This window comes from Geomicrobium sp. JCM 19039, assembly GCF_000698145.1.
Taxonomy (GTDB): Bacteria; Bacillota; Bacilli; order Bacillales; family Marinococcaceae; genus Geomicrobium_A.
Window position 1 is genome coordinate 110,376 of sequence record NZ_BAXB01000010.1, and the last position, 22,699, is coordinate 133,074.

A 22,699-nucleotide genomic window follows, 5' to 3' on the forward strand; every position below is an offset into this window, starting at 1 on the left:
TCGTACGCCATATGGAGACCAGCAATATTTTGGCTGAATGCAGCATTCTTAGTTGTTTAATCAACTATTTCTATAAAGTAATCTCCGTAAGGTAATGGGTTGTCTCCGTCCAGAGGTTCGGGGTTTATATTCCCAATATCCTATATAACATTCAGTATATATTCCCGGAAACTTTCATAAATAACGCCTTCTATATGTTCAACTTTAGATTTTCCTGATTTGGCCTGTGGTTTATTCTCTCCACAACAGGCGGATGCTTGTACTCCAGAGCACAAGGGCAACATTGGTGGCGAAACATCTACCACCGTGTTTTCTATGTAGTCCAGACTATAAGGGCAACATCGGTGGTCAAAAGACGCCCACCGTGTTTTCTTTATACTCCAGATAACAAGGGAGGCATCGGCTCCCCATTTTTGTCTACTCACTAAGGTGTATAGAAAGCAGTTGAAGTGTCACATAAATTCATTTATGTGACACTTTGGGAAGGAAAAGTCATCATGTAAAAATGGACCTGCACATAAATGGGATCAATTATCACAAATCAGGATATACGTGACAGTTGAGCGCCTAAATTGCACTGTTGGATGGTTAGATTGTCACATAAAAGAGTGAGAGGTTGTAACGTGACTTGCGCCAGGCGGTCACCACCGGTCACATCTCTTTACCCTTCTGCCAATGCTTTTCGCGTTGTCCGCAAGCCTCACAGTGGCTAGCAACGATCCGCACCGAAGCCTGTTGAAGTGAAACAAGATGAACTTCAACAGATAATATGAAGGCGTTCATCCGCAAAAAGCGATCGCAATCATAGGATCCAATGAAATTCATTCCTTCAACTTATATAGATACCTCAACCCATGGTACGATAGATGAAAATGTAGTGGAGTGGATAAGTGTGGAGTACATTGATGTGTTTGATAAACAGTTGCAACACCAAGGGGTTGCCTCCCGTCGTGATATTCATGAGCAAGGCTTATGGCATCAGACGTTTCATTGTTGGTTCACAACGATGTTAAACGATGAGGTGTACGTGTTGTTTCAAAAACGCTCCCCGGGTAAAGAAGATTATCCTGGGTTACTAGATATTAGTGCAGCAGGCCATTTAGAAGCAGGAGAGTCACCGAAAGATGGCGTGCGAGAAATTGAAGAAGAGCTTGGCCTCAAGTTGGCCTTCAATGAGCTCACATCAATTGGTGTGTTGCACGTTGAAGCCCCACTCGCTGGCGGGCGTTTAGACCGGGAGCATTGTCACGTTTATGTAAAACAGCTCAATCCAGTCGAGAGAGATAACATTCGGTTTGACGCAGAAGAAGTGGAAGGCGTCGAGTGGATTTCATTACAGCAATGTGTGGACCTATTCATTGATGGAAATGCAACATCCGGAAGATTTGTGCCTCATCCGCATGAATATTATGAGAAAGTTGTCGAAGCCTTGGTGAGATTGTCATAATCACCGAGGCTTTTTATGAATTTTTATTTTAAAATACTTTCGCTAATTGACAGCTTATATCGCAATGCTATACTTGAGCTAAGCTTTTGTATTTAACTACTTTCCTGAATATGTAACGTATTTGCGGTTTCAGGATGCTCATCATGAAGGGTCTCTAATTTCTTCAAAACACTTCTTGTAGAGTAGTACGCCAGCGTGCCTCCAGTCGCCAAGATAAACAGAAGCAAGAACTGTAAGCTAATGAAAGAGACGATTCCGATCGTAACAATGAGCAACAACGATTGGAGGGGCTTGTAAAAGATTAGCCAAAAAGCTCGTTGCACGTTTGACGTTAGCGCAGTCGGTCTCACGTGAGATGCAATCGGTAGGAAATGGGCGAGAAACAACGTGTAAAGAACGATTGCAGTGACGGTTAGTGCTAACAAGTATACCGACCATGTCGCATTAACTGACGTGAAGGCGACTACATAGTAAAACAAACTAAACCCCGTCATCAAAAACGGCAAGCCGTACACATTCGCTTTCCAAAAATACTGCTTTATCGTCGTTACGAACGGTAGATGGCACGATTATCACTATCAACGATCATCGCCCGAGAAGCTCGAAATAATGCAAACGTACAAGGTAGAAATAGGACGATTGTAAACAGGCTCGCCACCCATATAAGATTTATAAAGACAATAAAAGATAAGAAATCAGCAACACGATAAAACTTAGAATCTAAAAATGACATGGTTCATAATCTCCTTCTTAATAGGCTCTCGTTTTATCATAGCAGGATTCTGATTATTTTAAAGACTCAATCTCAGGAGGGGTTTATATTCGTTACTTTATGGGTGTGGACGGAGGAGGCACGAAGACAACTGCCTGGGTTGTTGATCAGTCCGGGAAAAGAGTAGGTGAGGGGCGTGCTGGGGGCTCAAACTACCAAACGAATCCCGAAGCGTTTGCAGAAATTCAGAGGGCTGTCTCCCAAGCTTGTGAGGCGGCCAAGATTGACAGCCATCAACTAACACACACGTGTTTCGGGCTGGCTGGAGCAGATCGTTCTGAAGACATCACTCAAATTACGACGAATTTGCAAGAAAAACATTTATCAACGTTTCATGTCGTCTGTGATACAGAAATCGCTTTACAAGCAGGAAGTGCAACAGGAAAAGGGATCGTCATCGTATGCGGCACAGCTGTGAATGCTTTTGCCGTCGATTCATTCCATGAGCTTCATTATCTAGGCGGTCATGGGTATGCCTTTGGTGATTATGGTGGGGGATTGCGTTATCTACAGAAGTATTTCGGACAGTCATTCGAGCATGGGACAAGCGGGAGAAGCCAACATTACTAACAGCGCTCGTTTTAGAGCAGCTCGGTTACGACTCCGTTGAAGCGATGTATGAAGCATGTATACGTTACCCTAAAACGGTACCCAAAGACTTGGCACCTTTACTTTTTATTGCAGAAGAACAAGGAGACGAAGCCGCCAGTCAAATTCTTCATTGGCAAGCGGATGAGTTTGTAAAAACGGTCAGAGTGCTGATCGACGCGGGTGAGTATCGACCGCCAGATCAACAAATCATATTGGCCGGGTCGTTGCTAACAAAATCCAGTACGAAAGCGCTTCGGCGCCTGATAAGAGAGAAGCTTATGAAAGAAGGAATTGACTTTCGTGTTTTACCACTCGTCGATGAGCCGGTAAGTGGAGCGGTTCAGATGGCGATGAACTATAAACCAATGAAATGAGGGAATTCAATGAATTACAAATGGTCGTTAGCAGGTTGGGTTGGTATTGCTGTCATCTTAACGGGGTGTGGCGGTGAGAGTGAAGAAGAGGCGGCTACAGAAAGTGAAGATGGAGAAGTTGTTCTTGAATTGTTCAGTTGGAGAAATGGAGAAACCGAAGAATTTAATCGTATTAATGAAGAGTTTCAACAGGAGCATCCGAACATTACAATTGACTTTCAACCGACAACAGCGCCTGAATATGATACTGCGCTTAACACGCAGTTAAGCACTGAAACAGCTGCTGATCTCTTTTTTGTCAGGCCATTTGCACTCGGTGAGAACATTTATAATGCAGGCATTTGGAAGTGTTAGACGAAAGTGACATTCCGAATATAGCGAATATTACGGAATCTCAATTGGGGATTTATCAAGCTGAAAATGAGGATTTGTACGGCATTCCGTTTAATTATGTCTCGTACGGATTTTTGTACAACGAAGATATGTTTGAAGAGTTTGGGTTGGAAGAGCCCGAGACGTGGGATGAATTCTTTGAAGTGCTCGAAGCAATTGAAAATGAAGGAGTGACGCCGCTCGCGATTGGTACGGCTGATGATTGGGTCGTCGATGAAATTATTGCGAATGGCTTTTATTCTAGTTTCGTCGGTGGAGAAGAGTGGCGAGAAGGGTTAATTGCAGGTGAGCATGCGCTTACTGACCCAGAATATGTAGATTTTTTAGAGAACCTTACGAACTGGGCCCCGTATATGCCTGATAATATGTCTGGCATTGGATACATTGATGCGATGCAAATGTTCATGGCTGAAAATGCGGCGATTTGGGTGACGGGATCGTGGGCATTAACAGACCTTGCTGGTGAACCGATTGATTTTACGATGAACATGTTCCAAGCACCGATGGCTGAAGGCGAAGATACGAGATGGGTGTCAATGAACGGTGGCGCCGCGATCGGCATTAACCAAGATTCTGAACATGTTGACGAAGCGAAATTGTTCTTAGATTGGCTCGTCTCCGAAGATGCGCAAGGGCTGCTTGCGGATTTATTGCCCGGGCAATTTCCAGTCGGGGATGTTCCTGTTGATGAACTTGAAGATCCCGTAAACCAAAAGTGGCTTGAAGCAGGGGGAAGTGCCGATGAGAACTATGCAGTAGGCGTTGGTTTTGATGTGTTTAATAGTGGAGAACCCGCAATGTCAACATTGCATATTGAGAATATTGGACCTTTGTTGCAAGGAGACATAACACCTGAAGAAGCTGCAGAACGAATGCAAGAAGGGTTAAGTTCCTGGTACGAACCAATGCAATAGCGAAAAGTGAGGCGACGCCAAGTCAACAAGCATGTGAATAGTGTTTGCTGTGGCGTCGCTTTCTTATGAACGAATTAAGATCGACCAATTAATCATAAAGAGGATGGAGTCCCCATGAGATTTCGAAAACGTGTGCTGCTATTTCTTGTACCGGCATTTGTTATCTACTCAGCGTTCATGTTAATTCCGTTGCTCATGTCAATGCGTGTTGCCTTGTATGAGTATACCGGGATCGGAGACATGACTTTCATTGGGTTAGATAACTTCCAAAGGCTGTTATTTGAATCCCCGTACGCTGATCGGTTTATTAATGCGATTACGAATACGCTAGAATTTTTCCTATATACGATGGTGTTTCAAAATGTGACTGCACTGCTTTTAGCGCTGGCGTTAACAAGAGGGTTGAAGCTGACCGGACTGTTTCGGACGATTATCTTTATTCCTGTAACGATTTCCATACTTATGATTGGGTTTATTTGGACATTGATATTGAATCCAAACATCGGGGTACTTAATCAGTTTCTAGAAGTGGTTAGGTTAGAGGCGTGGGCAACTGCTTGGCTTGGAAATGAAGCGACCGCCCTTCCAACAGTGGCAGTCGTTAACGCTTGGCAATACACAGGCTTGATGGTCATGTTGTTTATTGCCGGCATTCAAAGCATTCCAGAGGACCGTTTCGAGGCCGCGCGTCTTGATGGGGCGAAAGGTTGGAACATCTTTCGTCATATTATTTTTCCCGCCATCATACCGATTGTTGGTATCGTGACGATTATGACGTTGATGGGGGTTTTTAATCAGTTTGATCTTATCTATGCGATGGTCGGTTCAACGGGCGGCCCGAATTATGCCGTCGACTTACTCGGAACTCTCTTCTATCGAACCGCTTTTGGTGGTGTAGGTGGTCAAGTGCCGCAAATGGGGCTAGGGGCTGCTATTGCTACGATGACGTTTTTTATGATCTCTACGTTTGTCATCGGCATGCTCTATATTAATCATCGGAGAAAGCGGGGGGAAATGTGATGGTACAAGGAAAAAATGCGAAGTTAATGAACGTATTCGTGTACGCCTTGTTATGCCTAGCGTCGTTCATCGTCATCTACCGTTATTTCTCATGATCGTAACGTCGTTTAAAACGAACATGGAAGTGCTCGTCAATCCATTCGGGCTTCCAGCTGGGTTGAACTTGGAAGGGTATCGAACGGTTTTTGAACTTGGTGGTTTCTTTACGTATTTTAGAAATAGTATCGTCGTGACGGGCATCTCGCTCTTTCTCATGCTGCTTGTCGCTATTATGGCGAGTTATCCGCTTTCAAGATACAAGTTCTTCGGCAACCGTTGGATCTATTTTTACTTTATTATCGGTGCGATGTTGCCGACCCGTTTGGCGACGGTGAATATTTTTGAAGTGATTAGCACACTCGGGATGTTTGACACGTTGTTTGCACTCATTGCGATCTATACAGCGATGACCATTCCAATTGCGGTATTTATTTTGACTGGGTTTATGGCTGAGTTTCCGAGCGAGCTAGAGGAGTCAGCGCGGATGGATGGTGCTGGAGATTCTAGAATTCTCTTTTCCATCTGGGTGCCGTTGCTCCGACCTGCGATTGCCACGGTTGCGATCTACAATTTTATACCGATATGGAATGAGTTCTTTTTCCCACTCGTGTTTATTAATAGTGATCAGTGGGCGACGTTGCCGCTTGGAATCTCGCAGTTCTTCGGTCAATATCAATCCGATTGGCCAACAGCGTTTGCTGCTCTAACAGTTGCTGTTGTTCCGCCGCTGTTGTTCTATCTTTTTGCATCCAAACATTTTATCCGTGGCCTCACAGCAGGGGCGATTAAAGGATAGCCAAACATTTGAAAGGAGGTGACTTGTGTGGACATCGTGAGAACATGCAAAAATCCTACTAAGTAAAGAAAGGTGATGAAGATGAAAAATGGTCTTGGTTCGTGTTAACAGCTGCATTTCTTTTGTTCTTTGTAACGCCCGCGTTGGAACATACAGAAGGTAAGAAAGACGAGACAGTCATTCCAGGTGTGGAAGTGTTCCTGGATGAGCACTTAGACTGGGTGAAAGACCAAAGGGTTGGGCTTGTGACGAATATGACAGGGGTTGACCGGAATCTTGACAGTACTGCCGACCTTTTCTATGAGCATGAGGATATTAATATGACGGCGATGTACGGCCCTGAACATGGCATTCGCGGCAATGTAGAAGCGGGTGAATACATTGAGTCTTACATTGATGAACGCACCGGATTGCCTGTGTACAGCTTGTATGGACCTACGTGGAAACCGACTGAAGACATGCTAGAAGATGTCGATGTACTCGTTTTTGATATTCAAGATATCGGCTCTAACGTGTATACGTATATTTATACGCTCGGCTTTGTGATGGAAGCTGCTGCAGAAGAACGCATGCCTGTCATTGTTCTTGACCGACCGAATGCGATTGGCGGAGAGAGAGTTGAGGGACCGCTCCGTACAGCTGATACGGTTAGTTTTATGGGAAGATATTTGTTGCCGGTTCGGCATGGGATGACAGCTGGTGAGTTAGCGGTTATGTGGAATCATGAGCACGCTTTAGGTGTTGATCTGCGTGTGGCTGAGATGCAAGGATGGAACGTGATATGCACTTTGAGGATACAGGATTACCTTGGGTGATGACGTCTCCAAATATTCCAACACCGGATTCTGCCACGCTTTATACTGGAACAATTCTCGTTGCGAATTCAAATTTATCGGAAGGATTAGGAACGACCCGGCCATTTGAACTTGTTGTGCCCGTGGATTAATGCGGAGGATTTAACCGAAGAGATGCGTTCAAGAGACATTTCGGGCGTTCAATTTAGGCCAACGTATTATACACCGATGTTTGGTGTATATGAAGGAGAACTAATTGGTGGTGTTCAAGTCCATATTGAAGACGAACAGCAGATTGATGTAGTAGAATTAGGATTAGAATTAGCCACTGCCATGCGCGATCAAGATCCTGAAAAGTATGAAGTGAATGACAACTACAACGAGCTAATCGGCTCAACGGAAGTAAGGGACCTTTTACGTTCAGGTGCTAACGTGGAAGAAATGAAGGCAACGTGGGAAGACGATTTGAATGACTGGATTGTAAATGTTCGTAATCAATACTTGTTGTACGGACCGTACCCTGAAGGCGTAAACAAGTATGAACGCCAAATGGTACTCGGGATTTTGCCATTAGACCTGAATCTTGCAGTCGGAGAGGAGTCTCCAATTTCTGTGCACGCGGTCGACCGCGGAGGTCGGTCATTTACCCCGCACTGGCGTTTGATTGACTGGGCGATTGACGAAGATGTTGCCACGATTAACAGAAACAAGATCACAGGTGTAGGTGAAGGTGTGACGAGTGCGAGTGCTTCGTTTCTGAGGCAAGAGACGAGTCGAGATGTTGTTGTCGCTCAAAATATCATCGAAAACATTCGTTTTGGAGTACAATCAGGATATACACGTGTCGTGTTTGACTTAAATAAAACGATCCGGCCAAACATAGAGACCGATCGCGGAGAGTTAACGGTCGAAATTCCATATGCAGCACTTGGGGAGCGACTCATTGACGGTGAAGGCATCATAACCCCACCGGACAATCCAATTCTAGACCAAGTAGAATATGGAATCGAAGACGATACTTTCGTCGCAAAATTGCAAACAAATCAAGAAGATATCAAGTACGAAACACCAGGGTATTCTAATCGTATTGTCATTGATTTATTTCATTAACAGCTAGATCAACACGGGGGCACTTATGAGAAAGCTTTTAACCTATCTTAGACCTTACACAATCGTTATCGTCGCGGCACTCGTGATGATGTTTATTGAACTTGCGATTGAATTGGCACAACCGCTGATTATTTCCATTATTATTGATGAAGGTATTATCGCAGGGGATTCGGACCCTGTCTGGAGGTGGGGCCTATTAATGATTGGCCTCTCCTTCATATCATTAGTTGCCGGGGTATTTAACTCGTTTTTTGCTGCGCATGTGAGTCAAAGTGTCGGTTGGAAAATTAGAGATGATCTGTTTACGAAGATTCAACAGTTTTCTTTTGCGAACCTTTCTGTTTTTTCCAATGCATCATTGACGACAAGGTTAACAAATGATGTCACCCAAATCCAAAACACACTACTCATGTCTATGCGAATTATGGCAAGAGCCCTGCGCTAGTTATTGGTGGGGTCATCATGGCCTTTGTCATTAATTGGCGCATTGCTATCGTATTACTCGTCACTGTTCCGATTCTTTTCATTTTTCTTGTCTGGTTGTTTGTGCGCGCAGGTCGCTTGTTCCGTGGTGTGCAAAAACAACTCGATGTACTTAACGGCATTGTGCATGAGAATTTAACTGCTGTACGTCTCGTGAAAGCTTTCGTAAGGCGTAAGTTTGAGGGCGAGCGTTTTCAACGAGCGGCTGAACAGTTGCGAGACCGCACGACGTTTGCGTTTCGATATGTTGAAGTGACGATGCCCGTCATTTTATTGCTGATGAATATCGGTATTATCGGTGTGTTGTGGCTCGGTAATGTGAACATTAATACTGGAAATGCGACGACCGGGGAAGTCGTTGCCATCATTAACTACAGTACACGTACGGCGATGGCACTAGGTGTATTTTCAATGATTATTATGAATTTATCCCGTGCAAAAGCGTCTTCAGATCGGATCTTTGAAGTATTAGAATCAAAAGTGGATGACTTTGAAAACGATAAGCGTGTCGATGACAAAGCGATCGTAGGTGACATTCGTATGGCGAATGTATCCTTTTCCTATAACCGCTCTACAAATCAGGTTTTGCGGAATATCGATCTTTCATTCGAACCAAAAAGTAGTGTTGCGATTTTAGGTGCTACCGGTTCTGGGAAAACGACGCTCATGCAGCTCATCGCTCGTTTGTATGAACCTGATGATGGGCAGATTTATATCGATCAATCTCCTATTGATACATACCCGCTTAAAAACTACCGAGAACAGATTGGTTATGTTCCCCAAGCGGTAACGTTGCTTTCGGGAACGATTCGCGACGTCGTTTCATTTGGGCATGAAAATGCTGATGATGAGCAAATCGCAAAGGCACTTCAGGCGGCACAAATTTATGAAACCGTCACCGGTTTACCTAAAGGATTAGATACGTTGATTGGGCAGCGAGGGGTTAATCTATCAGGTGGCCAAAAGCAAAGATTGACGATTGCAAGGGCGCTATTAAGAAAGCATCAATTTTGTTGCTCGATGACAGCACGAGCGCGCTCGACGCTACGACGGAGATGAATCTGTTGGAAGCACTCGAGGCATATGGTTGTACGACGGTCATCGTCACGCAAAAGGTATCGACGACAAAAGCAATGGACCAGGTAATTTTGCTGAACAACGGTGAAATTGAATCGTCAGGTACTCACGAAAACCTTTTAAACCGTTCCGCTATTTACAGAGAAATCTATGAATCTCAGCATGAACGGGGGCACATCCAATGAAAAATCAAATGAAAGCCCCGTTCTCTTACGATTTGAAAAAGTTAAAAGCGATGCTCGATCCAAGCGAGCATCAAGGTAAGCAAAAAAAACCTACAAACTTGTCTCAAACGTTAATGAAGTTGTGGAAATACTTGCAAGTACACCGTATGCCTCTCACAATCGTGCTCGTCATGGTGACGCTAAGTTCCTTGTTGGCACTTGCGGGGCCTTTCCTTGTCGGCATGACGATTGATCTGTTTATTAGCACCGGAGAAATGAACGGCTTTATGTATATGCTACTCGGTTTGCTCACGATCTACCTTTTGCATTCTCTTACAGTATGGTTGCAACATTTTTGGATGGTTCGTGTGTCGCAAAGCACCGTTTATCAGATGCGAACGCAGCTCATGGGTCATATGAATGAACTGCCGATTTCTTATTTTGACAGTAGTGAGCAAGGCGATTTGATGAGCCGAGTGAACAATGACATGGAAAACGTGAGCAACACGCTTAACTCTTCCATTATTCAAGTGTTTACGAGTATTATCACGCTCGTCGGTATACTTGTTGTCATGCTCTGGTTAAGCCCGCTACTCACGCTCGTATCGATGAGTGTTATTCCGTTAATGTGGTTTGGGATTCGTTGGATTACGAAACGAACGAGAAAGCTTTTTAAAGCACAACAAAACCGCTTGGGAGCGCTCAATGCGTTTAGTGAAGAAGCCATATCAGGCCATTCCATAACGAAAACGTTCTCCCAAGAAGAGCGTATGATCGACTCATTCGCGAACAAAATGACCAGCTAAAACAATCCGGTTTTTGGGCACAAGTGTACTCTGGATTAATCCCGAAGTATATGAATTCACTCAACAGCTTTAGCTTCGCCATCATTGCGGCGGCAGGTGGAATGATGGCGGTAAACAATCTCATTACCGTAGGTGTGATCGTTATATTCATTGAGTACTCTAGACAATTCACACGTCCTCTAAATGACCTTGCCAATCAATTCAATCTACTGCTTTCTGCAATTGCAGGAGCGGAGCGTGTGTTCGAAGTGATGGGGACAAAGCGCGAACGAGAAGATGAAACGAACCACCGAGACATCGATTGGAATGTTCAAGGAGAGCTTGAATTTAAGAATGTGAGCTTCTCGTACACAGATACGCCAACGATCCAAGATGTAAGTTTTCACGTATCTCCGGGAAAGACGGTGGCTTTTGTTGGGAAAACCGGTGCTGGAAAAACGACAATGATGAATTTACTTACCCGTTTTTATGATCCAGATGAAGGCGATATTCTGTTAGACAAGCAACCAATCCGTTCGATCAAGCGCGAGGATTTACGTGAGCATTTAGCGGTTGTATTGCAAGACACCCATTTATTTGAGGGAACAGTGATGGAGAATATTCGCTATGGGAACCTTAAAGCGAGCGATGATGCGGTGTATCGAGCGGCCAAAGAAGCGAATGCGCATCGTTTTATCGAAAAACTATCCAGTGGCTACGAGACCGTCCTAAAAGGTGGCGGTGGCATTAGTCAAGGGCAAAAACAACTACTCGCAATTGCTAGAGCTCTGCTCCGCAACCCGAAGCTGTTAATCCTCGACGAAGCGACGAGTAGCATTGATACCGTTACTGAATTGAAGATTCAACAAGCACTCGCTGTCTTAATGGAAGGCCGAACAAGCTTTGTCATCGCTCATCGTTTAAACACGATCCGCGAAGCGGACATGATCGTGATCTTTGATGAAGGGCGGATCATCGAGAAAGGTACGCATGAACAGTTGTTGCGGTTGGGTGGGGCGTATGCAAAATTGCATGCCGATCAGCGTTCCTCGTCTTCTTGAATCTTCATGACGAGCTTTCCTTTCGTATGACCTTTCTCGATTTTTTCGTGCGCATCTTGAACGCCTCGTTCTGTAAACGGGAACGTCTCAGAGATGTGTACAGTTAGCGTTTCACTTTCATACAGTGCACACAGTTTGGATAGAAGACTTTGGCTCGGTGAGATTGCTGTAAAGGCTGCAGTGACCGAATGTTTTCTCGCCAATTGTTCGCTAGGGTCTCGGGCAATCGAAAGTAAACAGCCGTCTCGTTCTAGTAAAGGAAAGAGCTCGTCTTGGCTTGAACCGCCGACGCAATCGAAAATGGCGGTAAACGTTTTACTTAGCGTATGGACGGGTTGCTGTTTATAATCGATAACTTCATCTGCTCCGGCGTCTTTCATGAGTTGTTGAGAATCACTGCTGCCAACGGCGGTTACTGTTGCACCAAGGTGCTTGGCAATTTGAATCGCGAATAAACCTACACCTCCAGCACCTCCAATAACAAGCAGTCGGTCAACGTCAGTCAGTTGCATGCGATCTTGCAAGTTTTGCAGTGCAGTCACACCAGCAAGAGGCAACGCAGCTGCTTCGAGAAAGCCCGCATTAACTGGAGATCTAAAAATTTGATCTTGAGGCACTGAAACGTAAGCTGCGTAAGTGCTGCCGGGACTTTGCTGTCACGCCAAAGACGCGATCACCAATGGAAAATTTCGTGACATTTTCTCCTTTTTCTACAATAATTCCTGAGATGTCTGAGCCAAGCACAACAGGGAAATCAAGGTCTGGTTTTTTACCTTCGCGAAGCTTAAAGTCTAAAGGGTTTACCGATGTTGCATACTGTTCCACAATGACAGCATCTTCGTTGACTGTCGGATGTGTAACTTCCAACTCCGTCAGTTCATCTTTACTTCCGAAACGTTGAACACCTAATGCCTTCATATTTTCACAACCTTTTTAGTTGTAGTTTACCCGCATTCATACGTTCTAGAACATGATTGGAGGAATTTCTATATGTTGCACTCATTGATTGCGATTGACGGTGGTGGTACAAAGACGGCAGCTTTATTAGTCGATGGGAATGGTAATGTACAGGCTGAGGCGTTAGTATCGGCAACAAACCCGAACAGTCTAAGCGAGGAAATTGTTCAGTCTCGAATTGAAGCGCTGCTCACGAAGTTAAAACTGCAAGCAGAGCATGCGTATGAAGAGGTGAGGTTCGTATTTGCAGGAATGGCAGGAGGCGACCGTGAACCGGCGAAAACGGTGTTTAAAGAAGCCATTCGTCACCATTTTTCTGTAGAGCCTACCGTTTATGTAGACCACGATGCGGTTACGGCATTGTATAGTGGAACGTATGGACAACCAGGCATCGTATCGATTGCCGGCACGGATCAATCGTTTTCGGTGTGAATGAATACGGTGATCGTGATCGCTTGGGCGGTTGGGGGTACTTGCTTGAAGATGCGGGCAGTGGCTTTGAGCTCGGTCGTCAAGCGGTGCTTCACTGCATGAATGAATTTGATCTGAAACGAGTGCCGTCTCCCTTATCAGAAGCTGTATTGGCACATTTTCAAGTAGCGCGAGCAAACGAGCTCATTTCGCTTATTTACGAGCCAGGAAGAACGCGAGAGCGAATTGCGCCTTTAAGTGAGCAAGTGTGCAATCTAGCGATAGAAGGTCAACCTGAAGCCGTGCGGATTGTGCGCGATGCCGCACATAAAAACGTAGAAGCTATGGTCGTTATGGCAGAACGTTTGTTTCAACAGCCCCCCGACCAAATCGTCATTGCTGGCAGTGTGTACAAAAGTGAGTGGTTATGGCGCGAGCTTTTAGGGGACTTGCTTAAGGAAAAGTTACCTGATACAACATTAACACGACCTGTGTACCCGGTTTTAGCTGGCGCTGTTGCCGCCGCTGACATGAACATCGGACAAACGAGAACAGACGAACAATATGAAAAAATTTTTGAGCAAATAACGATTGTTTCTTAAGACAAACGAGAAGAAGGTGGTAGACAAATGGCGCATAACGGAGGGCTCGTCCGAATTCGTGAAGCAATGCCGTCAATAAAGCGTGCAGAGAGAAATGCAGCGAGGTACATTTTAGAACATCCTGAAAAAGTGATTACGATGTCTGTAAAACAATTGGCTGATGCGAGTGGTTCAAGTCAAGCGGCGATTATTCGGATGTGCAAAGGAATTGGTTTGGAAGGGTTTCAAGAATTGAAAGTCCGGATTGCTGGCGATTTGCAGATGAGAGATCAATCCAATACGAAAACGTATCAAGAGATTCGAGCGGATGATGGAGCAGAAGTACTCATGCGAAACATCTCCGAAAACAACATATTCTCTATTAAAGAAACGTTGCACATTCTGGACGAAGAAGCGATTTCAAAAGCGATTCAGGCGTTGCACCGTGCAGAACGTATTGAGTTTTATGGAGCAGCAGCGTCGCAGCTTATCGCCCAAGACGCCCAGCAGAAATTTATCCGAATTAACAAACCGTGCACGGCGTACCAAGATATGCATATGCAAATTACGTCATCCGTTACGTTAACGAGTGAGGATGTTGCTTTTGCAATTTCTTATTCCGGCGAAACTCGGCACATCTTACATGCAATTCAAAACGCCAAAAAACGGGGAGTTACGACGATTGCTCTCACTCGATACGGCTCAAATTCTCTAAGCGATCTCGTTGATATTCCATTATATACCTCTTCTTCAGAAGCGGAAATTCGCTCTTCGGCTTCATCATCAAGAATTGCTCAACTAAACGTTATTGATATTCTTTTTACAGGAGTAGCTGCGATTAATTATGATGAATCGGTAGATTACTTAAATGAGACAAGAGAAGCATTGCGAAAAGAGTTTAGAGAGTGAGGGGTGCACATGTTAATCCCATTTGAAGAAACGTTATATGAGGCGACATTTGTAGAGCGCCCAAATCGGTTTATTCTTTTTGCTACGTTAGCGGACGGGGAAATCGTCCGGGCTCATGTGCCAGATCCTGGTCGACTTGAAGGCCTTCTCGTCCAAAACGCAACGGTGTTCTTGCGATTTAGTCAAAACCCAAACCGCAAAACGCGTTGGACGGCTGTGCTTGTCGAGCGACGAGACAAAGGGTTTGTTTCATTGGAAGCTGCTCGTGCAAATGACATTGCCGCACGTGTAATTGAAAAGGGGATTGCATCAAGTTTGAGCGCGTGGACGATTCAAAAAAAGGAATATACGTATGGTCACTCAAGGTGGGATTTCCTACTACACAGTCATCGTGGCTCGGCGCTTTTAGAGGTGAAGAGTGTCACGCTTGCTAAAGAGGGGATCGGTTATTTTCCTGATGCGGTTACAAAAAGAGGTAGGAAACATGTGGAAGGTTTATCCGATATTGCTCGCAGTGAAGATGGACGAGCCATTTTGCTTTTTGTCGCTCAGCGAGAAGACATTCATGAAATTCGACCAGCCGAACATATTGATCCAGAATTTGCCGAGGCGCTCAAGTATGCAAAAACGAGTGGAGTCATGATGCTCGGCATCAAAGTTAAGCCGAGCATCGGTGGGTATGATTATTTAGGTGAAGTGCCTGTTCGATTGTTCGATGATTTGCCATAAGTCATCTTTTGAGTAACGTAACGCTATATCTTGGTTATTGGAAAGATAATCTAATACTTTTTCAGCTGGCATCATCGCAAGAAGACCACGGATAATCATCGTGAGATAGGGTACAGACGGTGGGCGATGTTCAGATTGAGCAACAGCTGGTGATGTGAAAGTAAACACCGGATAGCCGTCAAACATGCCTGTATACACAACCACTCCGTACCATGCAGAAGGTCGAATGTGTGTGACCCATTTGCCATCACTTGTTTTAAATCAAGCGATACATCAATGCCGTTATTTTCTTGTTGGACGACTTCTAGAAATTGTTCTTTTGTAATTAAGTACTTGCGACTATACGTTTCGGTGTTTGCAATAGGTTTTGTGCCTATAAAGGCAACGCCTTCGTTTTGCCAACGCTGTGATTGTTTTGCGAAGTATAAAGGATAGGGCAACATCTCCTTTTCACTCTTCACTGGATTCGTCGGGTCTGTACAGCCTATTTCCGTTTTTTCTGAACCTTCTGGTGTGCCTCCTTCGATATAACATAGAAAACGATCATGATGTAAATTTGAACCATAACTGGCGTACCATACATATTCCATACCAATTCTCTCCTCTCTATCAACACTCTAGCAATATCAATACGTGGAAGCAACGCGCAAACCATGCTACAGTTATACGACAAAGAAAGGAATGATCCGTGTTGAATCTAAACGAGTGGTACGAACAAGGCATGTCTATAGAGACGTATATACAATCGATGCAAACTCATAAAGAGAATTTACTACACATTTATGAGCGGTTTGCAATCAATGAGAGTGCCGATCTTGAAGAGGTGGCTGACCGAGCGTTACGCACGATTGTCATTACAGAAGATTGGTGTGGAGATGCAATGGTGAACATGCCAATTCTTATGAGAATTTCTGAGAAAACGAACATGAAACTTTCTATTCTTCAAAGAGACCAAAACCTTGAGCTGATGGATCAGTACCTAACCAATGGTAAATCGAGGTCGATCCCTATCTTCATCTTTCTTGATGAACAAGGCAATGAATTTTCCAAGTGGGGACCAAGAGCAGAACCGGTTCAGCAAAGAGTAGATGAACTCATGAACCAGTTGCCAGATAAACAGTCACCGACATTTAATGACGAGCGAAAAAAAGCCATCCAACAACTCACGGCGATGTACAGAGAGAACGAGCAAGTTTGGGATGAAGTATTTACCAGTATTATGGAGACGCTAAAAAAAGCTTAAATTAAACAGATCCAAATGAGCTAGTTTAAAACCGGATGTTCCACAAAGGAGCATCCGGTTTTGACGGTGTTCGATATAGGTGGGAGTGTAACCACGCTGTAGACACTACACAATGGTAAGATTTCCGCCCTGCACCTTGTTCGATGGCTAGCATGGTTGATGGGGAGGGCGCTAGAAAGGAAAAGTGGAAGACGTATACGAGTACTTTTGATTGTTGATAGTAAAAAATTTCCTATCAACGATTCTATGACGGAATCATGCACATACGCAACGTGCCATCTTGCCCGTATCCCCGCATAGAACGGACCCGTTCGTTTCGGTTAACGAGGAACCGACAAAGTTGGGGTTTTGATCGCGGAAAGGAAGAACTGGTTCCAAAAAATCACCGATTGGAATCAGATTCACTCTTATGTAACCATTTTGACTCTTTCTGATTCCAATCGATCGATATTTAGTTCCAACCGTCCGTTTATGGAATCAGATTCAGCACTTTAAAGAAATTGAACAACAATTTAGTTCCAAAGCGATGTTCATTGATTCACAAGCCCGAACTCGAACCCCGAGTTGAAAACCAAAACTTCTGTCGGCGCGAGTAGCGCAGAATCGAGACCGACTTTGGTTCGGTCCCTCTGGGGCCGACAGATCGTAAGGTGTTCGATGTAGTCCAATCTGCGCTCCAGTTGGAAGAAACTGAGCAGGAGTTTGGCGAAATCGGCACTAAAATCAGTGAAAAGCGCAAACTAGAGCGCAGATGGGGGGACTTGCGCGCACAATGCGAACCATGCTCCCTATCCCGCTGAAGTGAGGACGTTTTTTGTCATAACAGTCAAGTCGGATCAAATGACGATGTAATCTCTACACCCGGACATCCAATGAAACGCTTAAGTTCACCCTGTCTAGACCACCAACTCCTGAAAGTACCTAAGTGTAATACAACTAGAGGTATATGTGAGCAAATGCCACCTCAACCGCGGGAGAGAGTAGCTACGCACTCAAACTTAATCGGAGACTTGGCTGTCGGGGTTTCTAGCTAGTTTGGTTCGCTCAACTCGGTGCAAAAGCGAACGTGATGGGGTTTTGTCATTGTGCCGCTCACTCGTCTTTGAAGGTATGCACCCAAAACTGTTCGTAACGTATCCAAGCCTCTGGATCATCTGCGCCTTCTTTTAGTTTCTGCTTCGTAATGGCATTGACTTCTAACGCTTGTGAGCGGTGGGCTTCAATGGCTTGTTTTTTCAGTGGCATATAGTCAGATATATCATAAATAATATGGGGTTCACCGATGATATCTGCAGCATCAGCAGTGATAGCTTTCGTATACAATTCTGGACGGGCTAGCTTCGGCATGCTGCCAACGGCCTGTACGACTGCCCGTCCGGTTGCATTATGATCAGGATGGATGCTCAATTCTGGATCAAATGTAATGACAAGGTCCGGTTGTTCCTTCTCAATGAGATCTAGCAATGTATTGGCGAGAAATTCCGTTTGTTCAAATTCTAACGTTTTATCGCGAAATCCGAGGTGATGCAAGCGATCGACACCCATAATCCGGCAGGCATCTTCAAGCTCTTCTTTGCGAATTCTTGCCAGCGTTTCACGGTTTGCCATCGGTGGTGTTCCGAAGTTTCTGCCCATCTCGCCAGCGGTGAGAGAAGCGCAAGTGATGGTTGCTTGATACGTGTTTTTATAGAGCTGAACCGTTCCAGCAGCCGAAAATGTCTCATCGTCGGGATGGGGAAAGATGAGTAAGAGGTGTGTAAACTTTTTCACAGCAATCGTTCTCCTTTATTGGAATGGTGTGTCACTAAGTTGTAAAGCGATCTGCATTTTTCCTTCAGAGTCAAACCCGTATAATAATAATGTACCTTTGCCGTCTTCATCCTTTTTTGTTAGTCCGTCAGCATAAATCCAGCCGTCTTCGGTTTTAAGTCCAACTCGAAATGGGCCCTCACCTGTAATTTTTCCTTCTAATAGATGTACACGGGCATTTCGTATATAACCGGATGCACTATGCCCTTGTCTGTAGGCCGCATAAGCACCACTCGTCATTTCAAAATGGATATAACACAGTTTATTATAAAAAGATGAAATTTCAGCTTGGACGCGCTCGATATCAATGTCAATCATCATGTCACCCTTTCTATTTCTCACTAATAGTGTAGCGTTTTTCAACGGAATTGAAAATGAAAGTGCATGAGTGCTATATCCTTATCATATAGTGTATCCACGACGAATAGATAGTAGGTGGTTTGGTTGGCAATTCGACCTGAACGATTAGAAGCAGGGGACACGGTAGGGGTTGTCTCTGTAGGAAGCCCTTTAAGTAGAGAAGTTATTGATGAGCGCATCGCATACTTGGAGAGTTTAGGGCTTCGAGTCATTATAGGAGAACATACTTATGAAGAGAATGGGTTTCTTGCAGGCGATGATGAGTCGCGTGCCGAAGATTTCATGAATATGGTCGTAAATAATGAAGTGAAGATGATCCTCCCGGTTCGAGGCGGTGTAGGTGTCATCGGAATGCTCAAGTATTTGGACTACAATTTGATTCAAGCGAATCCAAAAATTGTAACTGGATATAGCGATGTTACGATTCTACTTAATGCTTTATACGAGTTCGCAAATGTAGAATCACTACACTCGCTGATGCTCATTGACTTTAAACTGTCTACACCTGCGTTTAACTTTGACCGTTTTTTCACAGCCGTGTCTGAAGTCAATGAACCGTTTCGAGTTGAGAACCCACCTGCGTCTTCAATGAGGTCTCTCGTGCCAGGAATAGCGACAGGAGACATCATTGGAGGAAATTTAACCTCGCTTCTTGGCGGGTTAGGTACGCCATATGAATGGGATGCGAGGGGGAAGGTTCTCCTCATTGAAGAGATAAACGATTCAACTGGGCGTGTTTACCGGGGGCTTCAACAGTTAGAAGAAGCTGGGAAGCTGGATGGATGTGAGGGATTTTTAATCGGAAGGTGTAGTCGCTGTTATCCGTCCTATGAGGTGTCATTTAATCAATTAATTGAGTCATTCTTCGTTCCGATTGGGAAACCGACAATAACTAACATCATGTCAGGTCATGGTACGTATAAAACGACAATTCCAATTGGTGCAGAAGTGACAATGAATGCTGATGCTCTTACAATAGAATCAACACGACCGCTCGTTACGAACGACTGAAATGAAATTTTCTTTTACAGCTACTTGATATTGGGAAAGTCACGTGCTATACTCAGAATGTCGAAAGTGATTGGATGTACGGTGTATTTATTTTTTCGGCCTCTGCTATACAGTTTAGGACGCAAAAAGGTATCACCATCTTTTCAATTATTTTTACTCATTTTTTTGTTCAAGAAGGAAGACCTTTTTGAACCGCCTAATCAAAGGAGGCCACAAGCATGACTGGTAAAGTAAAATGGTTTAACGCTGAAAAAGGTTTCGGTTTCATCGAACGTGAAGACGGAGACGACGTATTCGTTCACTTCTCTGCGATCCAAGCTGAAGGTTTCAAGACTCTTGAAGAAGGTCAAGACGTTGAATTTGAAATCGTTGAAGGCGACCGCGGACCACAAGCTGCTAACGTAGTAGGTCTTTAAGAAGAACTGAATACTCAGGAATAGAGGGGTATATTCCATATGGAATATACTCCTTTCTATTGTGCAAAAGTGAGCTAGACTTAGGTTTAGTGAAATGATCGTGATTAGGTTCGTTCCGTTTTGGAATTGGAAGTCTTCGAGCGCTTTTGCATCATACATTCCTAATGAAGTAAATAGAGAAAAGAGATGTAAAGGAGCATTTTTTGAATGAAGTTTAATGAATTAGATTTGCCTCTGGAGTTACTCGAGAGCATTGAAAAAATGGGTTTCGAAGAAGCCACCCCAATTCAGGAAAAAGTACTACCTGTAGCAAGAGAAGGTCACGACGTAATCGGTCAAGCTCAAACAGGAACAGGTAAAACGACAGCATTCGGTCTTCCGATGCTTGAAAAAATTGATACAGATAATCCAAACGTACAAGCACTCGTCCTTGCACCCACTCGTGAACTTGCTGTTCAAGTAGCAGACGAGTTGACTCGTTTGGGACGTAATAAGAAAGTGAAAACCGTTGCAGTTTATGGCGGTGCAGATATCGGGAAACAAATTCGTGAGTTGAAGTCGCGACCGCAAATTGTCGTGGCGACACCGGGTCGTTATATGGACCATACGCGAAGAAAAACAATTCGCCCGGCATCAATTGAAACGATTGTTCTCGATGAAGCGGATGAAATGCTTAGCATGGGCTTTGTAGAGGATATTGAAACGATTCTAGAAGAAGTTCCAGATGAGCGTCAAACATTATTGTTCTCTGCAACAATGCCGACAAGACTTCGCAAAGTAGCCGATCGTTTCATGCGTGATCCACAAACAGTATCGGTTAAAGCGAAAACGATGACGGTTTCAAACATTGAGCAATATGCGATTAAAGTACCAGAGAAGCATAAGCTGTTGGCGCTTAGCCGTCTGATTGAATTAGAAGACCCAGAGCTTGCGATCATCTTTGGACGCACGAAGCGTAGAGTTGATGAATTGTCAGAAGCGCTCGAGCAACAAGGTTTTGCTGCTGCGGGAATTCACGGTGACTTAAAACAAGCACAACGTACGAATGTGCTTAGAAGATTTAAACAAGGAGCGGTCAAGTTCCTCGTTGCGACTGATGTTGCAGCAAGAGGAATTGATGTGAGTGGCGTTACTCATGTATTTAACTTTGATATTCCGCAAGAGGCGGAAAGTTACGTACACCGGATCGGAAGAACGGGTAGAGCCGGTCAATCTGGGAAAGCCTTCACGTTTGCTGCGCCAGTTGAAATGAGTCATCTTGAAATGATTCAACGAGAAACGAAGGGCAAGATCCGTCTTATGGACGTTCCGTCCAAAGAGCAGGCGTCTCATATTCGCCAGCAAAGACTTGCTGAAGAGCTTGTTTCAATCATCGAGAAGAAAGAATACGAAGGCTTGGAGTCTACGGCTTCGGAACTCTTAGAGCAACATGATCCAGTAACGGTTGTTGCTGCAGCACTTGCCTCATTACAAAATGAGACAAAGGAACCGATGAAGACGCTGACAGGTGAGCGTCCCGTTGTTCAGAAAAAACGTGGGAAACCAGCACCTTCAAAAGGTAAAGGCGGAGGCAGATTTAACGGCCCTCGCGGCAGTGGACAAAAGAATCGAGCGGCGGTGGTGGCGGCCAGCGAAGAAGTAGCCGTGGCAATAGCAGCCAATTTAAACGTGGAAGCGGAAGACATCGTTAACCACTATACTCTAAGAGCCTACTCGTTTTTGACGACAGTAGGGCTATTTTTCGTTACTCTGCTCAATGGTTTGTTTTTGTCACATTGAACCGTTGTTTGTCTGAAGATTAAAGAAAGGGGAAGGATTTTGCAATTGTCTCCTCGAATTACATCGATAGGAACATCAAGGGAGGAACTTGTGTGGCAGCTATTCTAGAACATCAATCAAAAGCGAAGAATCAAAAGCCGATTCTCATTCAAACAGCAACTGTTGAATATGCTGAGCAAATTACGGATTTTCTACGAGAAATAGTTAAAGAAGCCCCGTATTTGCTCACAGCTGAAGATGAGTTTACAAATTCATATACCGATCAAGAACGTTTCTTAGATCGACTGTACAATCAGAAAAACGCCTTAGCGCTCGTCGCAATTCATAATGATCGAGTGATTGGTTTTTTGGACTTTCATGGCGGGAAGAATAAGCGCAATCAGCACGATGGTACACTCGGAATGAGTGTGCATAAAGATTGGCGCAATCAAGGTGTTGGTGATGAGTTGCTCAAAGCGTTAAAACAATGGGCAGCAAAGCATTTGACCATCGAGAAAATTAGTCTAGAAGTATTCTCTAGAAATATCGGTGCGGTCCATCTTTATATTAAACACGGATTTAATCAAGAAGGTCGCAAGGTTAATGCTATTAAAATGCCTGATGGGTCATATTCAGATCTCATTATCATGGGATATGCAACCGGTAAATAGGTTACACGAGCGTATGAAGATCGA

General features: G+C 44.3%; 23 protein-coding genes and 3 pseudogenes. 20 read left to right on the top strand and 6 right to left on the bottom strand.

Going from position 1 to position 22,699, the window contains the following annotated elements; genetic code table 11:
• Positions 1-892 precede the first annotated feature (892 nt).
• Complete coding sequence (locus tag JCM19039_RS11470; RefSeq protein ID WP_193744215.1) at positions 893-1,447, top strand: NUDIX domain-containing protein; 555 nt, start codon at positions 893-895, stop codon at positions 1,445-1,447.
• Between the two features lie 92 nt (positions 1,448-1,539).
• On the opposite strand, the gene JCM19039_RS11475 is transcribed toward JCM19039_RS11470, so the two are convergent.
• Complete coding sequence (locus JCM19039_RS11475) at positions 1,540-1,926, bottom strand: hypothetical protein (RefSeq protein ID WP_152550183.1); 387 nt, start codon at positions 1,924-1,926, stop codon at positions 1,540-1,542.
• 359 nt (positions 1,927-2,285) lie between these two features.
• Here JCM19039_RS11475 and JCM19039_RS22045 point away from each other — a divergent pair, with 359 nt between their 5' ends.
• From JCM19039_RS22045 to JCM19039_RS27965, 11 genes and pseudogenes are all read left to right on the top strand, one after another.
• Positions 2,286-2,789 (top strand): N-acetylglucosamine kinase, encoded by a 504-nt coding sequence (locus tag JCM19039_RS22045; RefSeq protein ID WP_193744216.1) that lies wholly within the window; start codon positions 2,286-2,288, stop codon positions 2,787-2,789.
• Between the two features lie 89 nt (positions 2,790-2,878).
• Positions 2,879-3,184: a hypothetical protein gene (locus JCM19039_RS22050; RefSeq protein WP_152550184.1), complete on the top strand. Its 306-nt coding sequence runs from the start codon at positions 2,879-2,881 to the stop codon at positions 3,182-3,184.
• A 9-nt stretch (positions 3,185-3,193) separates the two neighbouring features.
• Positions 3,194-3,538, top strand: coding sequence for an extracellular solute-binding protein (locus JCM19039_RS26520; protein ID WP_042427243.1), 345 nt, complete (start codon positions 3,194-3,196; stop codon positions 3,536-3,538).
• The gene (locus tag JCM19039_RS11495; RefSeq protein ID WP_042427246.1) at positions 3,532-4,491 is read left to right on the top strand and encodes an ABC transporter substrate-binding protein; all 960 of its coding nucleotides are present in this window, start codon (positions 3,532-3,534) and stop codon (positions 4,489-4,491) included. Before JCM19039_RS26520 ends, JCM19039_RS11495 begins: the two co-directional genes overlap by 7 nt.
• A gap of 114 nt (positions 4,492-4,605) precedes the next feature.
• A complete protein-coding gene (locus JCM19039_RS11500) occupies positions 4,606-5,511 on the top strand; it encodes a carbohydrate ABC transporter permease (RefSeq protein ID WP_042427248.1) in 906 nt (301 codons plus the stop codon).
• A 91-nt stretch (positions 5,512-5,602) separates the two neighbouring features.
• Positions 5,603-6,346, top strand: a complete 744-nt coding sequence (locus tag JCM19039_RS11505; RefSeq protein WP_193744217.1) for a carbohydrate ABC transporter permease — start codon at positions 5,603-5,605, stop codon at positions 6,344-6,346.
• A 122-nt stretch (positions 6,347-6,468) separates the two neighbouring features.
• Positions 6,469-7,161: a DUF1343 domain-containing protein gene (locus tag JCM19039_RS26525; RefSeq protein WP_152550185.1), complete on the top strand. Its 693-nt coding sequence runs from the start codon at positions 6,469-6,471 to the stop codon at positions 7,159-7,161.
• On the top strand, positions 7,158-7,292 hold the full coding sequence (locus tag JCM19039_RS27960) for an exo-beta-N-acetylmuramidase NamZ domain-containing protein (protein WP_193744218.1): 135 nt from the start codon (positions 7,158-7,160) through the stop codon (positions 7,290-7,292). Before JCM19039_RS26525 ends, JCM19039_RS27960 begins: the two co-directional genes overlap by 4 nt.
• A 22-nt stretch (positions 7,293-7,314) precedes the next feature.
• On the top strand, positions 7,315-8,250 hold the full coding sequence (locus tag JCM19039_RS26530; RefSeq protein WP_052398735.1) for an exo-beta-N-acetylmuramidase NamZ domain-containing protein: 936 nt from the start codon (positions 7,315-7,317) through the stop codon (positions 8,248-8,250).
• 25 nt (positions 8,251-8,275) lie between these two features.
• Positions 8,276-9,995, top strand: a pseudogene (locus JCM19039_RS11515) (ABC transporter ATP-binding protein).
• A pseudogene (locus JCM19039_RS27965) lies at positions 9,992-11,820 on the top strand (ABC transporter ATP-binding protein). Before JCM19039_RS11515 ends, JCM19039_RS27965 begins: the two co-directional pseudogenes overlap by 4 nt.
• On the opposite strand, the gene JCM19039_RS11525 reads toward JCM19039_RS27965, so the two are convergent.
• Entirely contained in the window at positions 11,799-12,437 is a 639-nt protein-coding gene (locus JCM19039_RS11525) for an NADP-dependent oxidoreductase (RefSeq protein ID WP_052398736.1), read from the bottom strand. The pseudogene JCM19039_RS27965 and the gene JCM19039_RS11525 overlap by 22 nt on opposite strands.
• Positions 12,415-12,738, bottom strand: a complete 324-nt coding sequence (locus JCM19039_RS22065; protein ID WP_052398737.1) for an alcohol dehydrogenase catalytic domain-containing protein — start codon at positions 12,736-12,738, stop codon at positions 12,415-12,417. Before JCM19039_RS22065 ends, JCM19039_RS11525 begins: the two co-directional genes overlap by 23 nt.
• A 72-nt stretch (positions 12,739-12,810) precedes the next feature.
• Between JCM19039_RS22065 and JCM19039_RS25530 the strand changes: the two are divergent.
• The 3 genes and pseudogenes from JCM19039_RS25530 to sfsA all read left to right on the top strand — a co-directional run bounded on the left by JCM19039_RS25530 (position 12,811) and on the right by sfsA (position 15,407).
• Positions 12,811-13,790 (top strand): annotated as a pseudogene (locus tag JCM19039_RS25530) (BadF/BadG/BcrA/BcrD ATPase family protein).
• Positions 13,791-13,817: 27 nt separating this feature from the next.
• Positions 13,818-14,678, top strand: coding sequence for a MurR/RpiR family transcriptional regulator (locus JCM19039_RS11540; protein ID WP_042427257.1), 861 nt, complete (start codon positions 13,818-13,820; stop codon positions 14,676-14,678).
• A gap of 9 nt (positions 14,679-14,687) precedes the next feature.
• Positions 14,688-15,407: a DNA/RNA nuclease SfsA gene (gene sfsA, locus JCM19039_RS11545; protein WP_042427258.1), complete on the top strand. Its 720-nt coding sequence runs from the start codon at positions 14,688-14,690 to the stop codon at positions 15,405-15,407.
• Between the two features lie 95 nt (positions 15,408-15,502).
• Here the strand turns inward: sfsA and JCM19039_RS11550 are convergent, their stop codons facing one another.
• Positions 15,503-15,997, bottom strand: a complete 495-nt coding sequence (locus JCM19039_RS11550) for a hypothetical protein (protein ID WP_052398738.1) — start codon at positions 15,995-15,997, stop codon at positions 15,503-15,505.
• A gap of 101 nt (positions 15,998-16,098) precedes the next feature.
• Between JCM19039_RS11550 and JCM19039_RS11555 the strand changes: the two genes are divergently transcribed.
• On the top strand, positions 16,099-16,650 hold the full coding sequence (locus JCM19039_RS11555) for a thioredoxin family protein (protein WP_042427261.1): 552 nt from the start codon (positions 16,099-16,101) through the stop codon (positions 16,648-16,650).
• 1,092 nt (positions 16,651-17,742) lie between these two features.
• On the opposite strand, the gene bshB2 is transcribed toward JCM19039_RS11555, so the two are convergent.
• Together bshB2 and JCM19039_RS11565 are read right to left on the bottom strand one after the other, a co-directional pair.
• Positions 17,743-18,420, bottom strand: a complete 678-nt coding sequence (gene bshB2, locus JCM19039_RS11560) for a bacillithiol biosynthesis deacetylase BshB2 (protein ID WP_052398739.1) — start codon at positions 18,418-18,420, stop codon at positions 17,743-17,745.
• Positions 18,421-18,435: 15 nt separating this feature from the next.
• Positions 18,436-18,777 carry a DUF1806 family protein gene (locus JCM19039_RS11565; protein WP_042427265.1) on the bottom strand — a complete coding sequence of 114 codons (342 nt, stop codon included), beginning with the start codon at positions 18,775-18,777 and terminating at the stop codon, positions 18,436-18,438.
• A 126-nt stretch (positions 18,778-18,903) separates the two neighbouring features.
• Here JCM19039_RS11565 and JCM19039_RS11570 point away from each other — a divergent pair, with 126 nt between their 5' ends.
• From JCM19039_RS11570 to JCM19039_RS11585, 4 genes are all read left to right on the top strand, one after another.
• Positions 18,904-19,830 (top strand): LD-carboxypeptidase, encoded by a 927-nt coding sequence (locus tag JCM19039_RS11570; RefSeq protein WP_042427267.1) that lies wholly within the window; start codon positions 18,904-18,906, stop codon positions 19,828-19,830.
• Positions 19,831-20,048: 218 nt separating this feature from the next.
• Complete coding sequence (locus JCM19039_RS11575; RefSeq protein WP_042360841.1) at positions 20,049-20,246, top strand: cold shock domain-containing protein; 198 nt, start codon at positions 20,049-20,051, stop codon at positions 20,244-20,246.
• A gap of 207 nt (positions 20,247-20,453) precedes the next feature.
• Entirely contained in the window at positions 20,454-22,025 is a 1,572-nt protein-coding gene (locus JCM19039_RS11580; protein ID WP_238545017.1) for a DEAD/DEAH box helicase, read from the top strand.
• Between the two features lie 92 nt (positions 22,026-22,117).
• Complete coding sequence (locus tag JCM19039_RS11585; RefSeq protein WP_042427270.1) at positions 22,118-22,675, top strand: GNAT family N-acetyltransferase; 558 nt, start codon at positions 22,118-22,120, stop codon at positions 22,673-22,675.
• Positions 22,676-22,699: the final 24 nt, after the last annotated feature.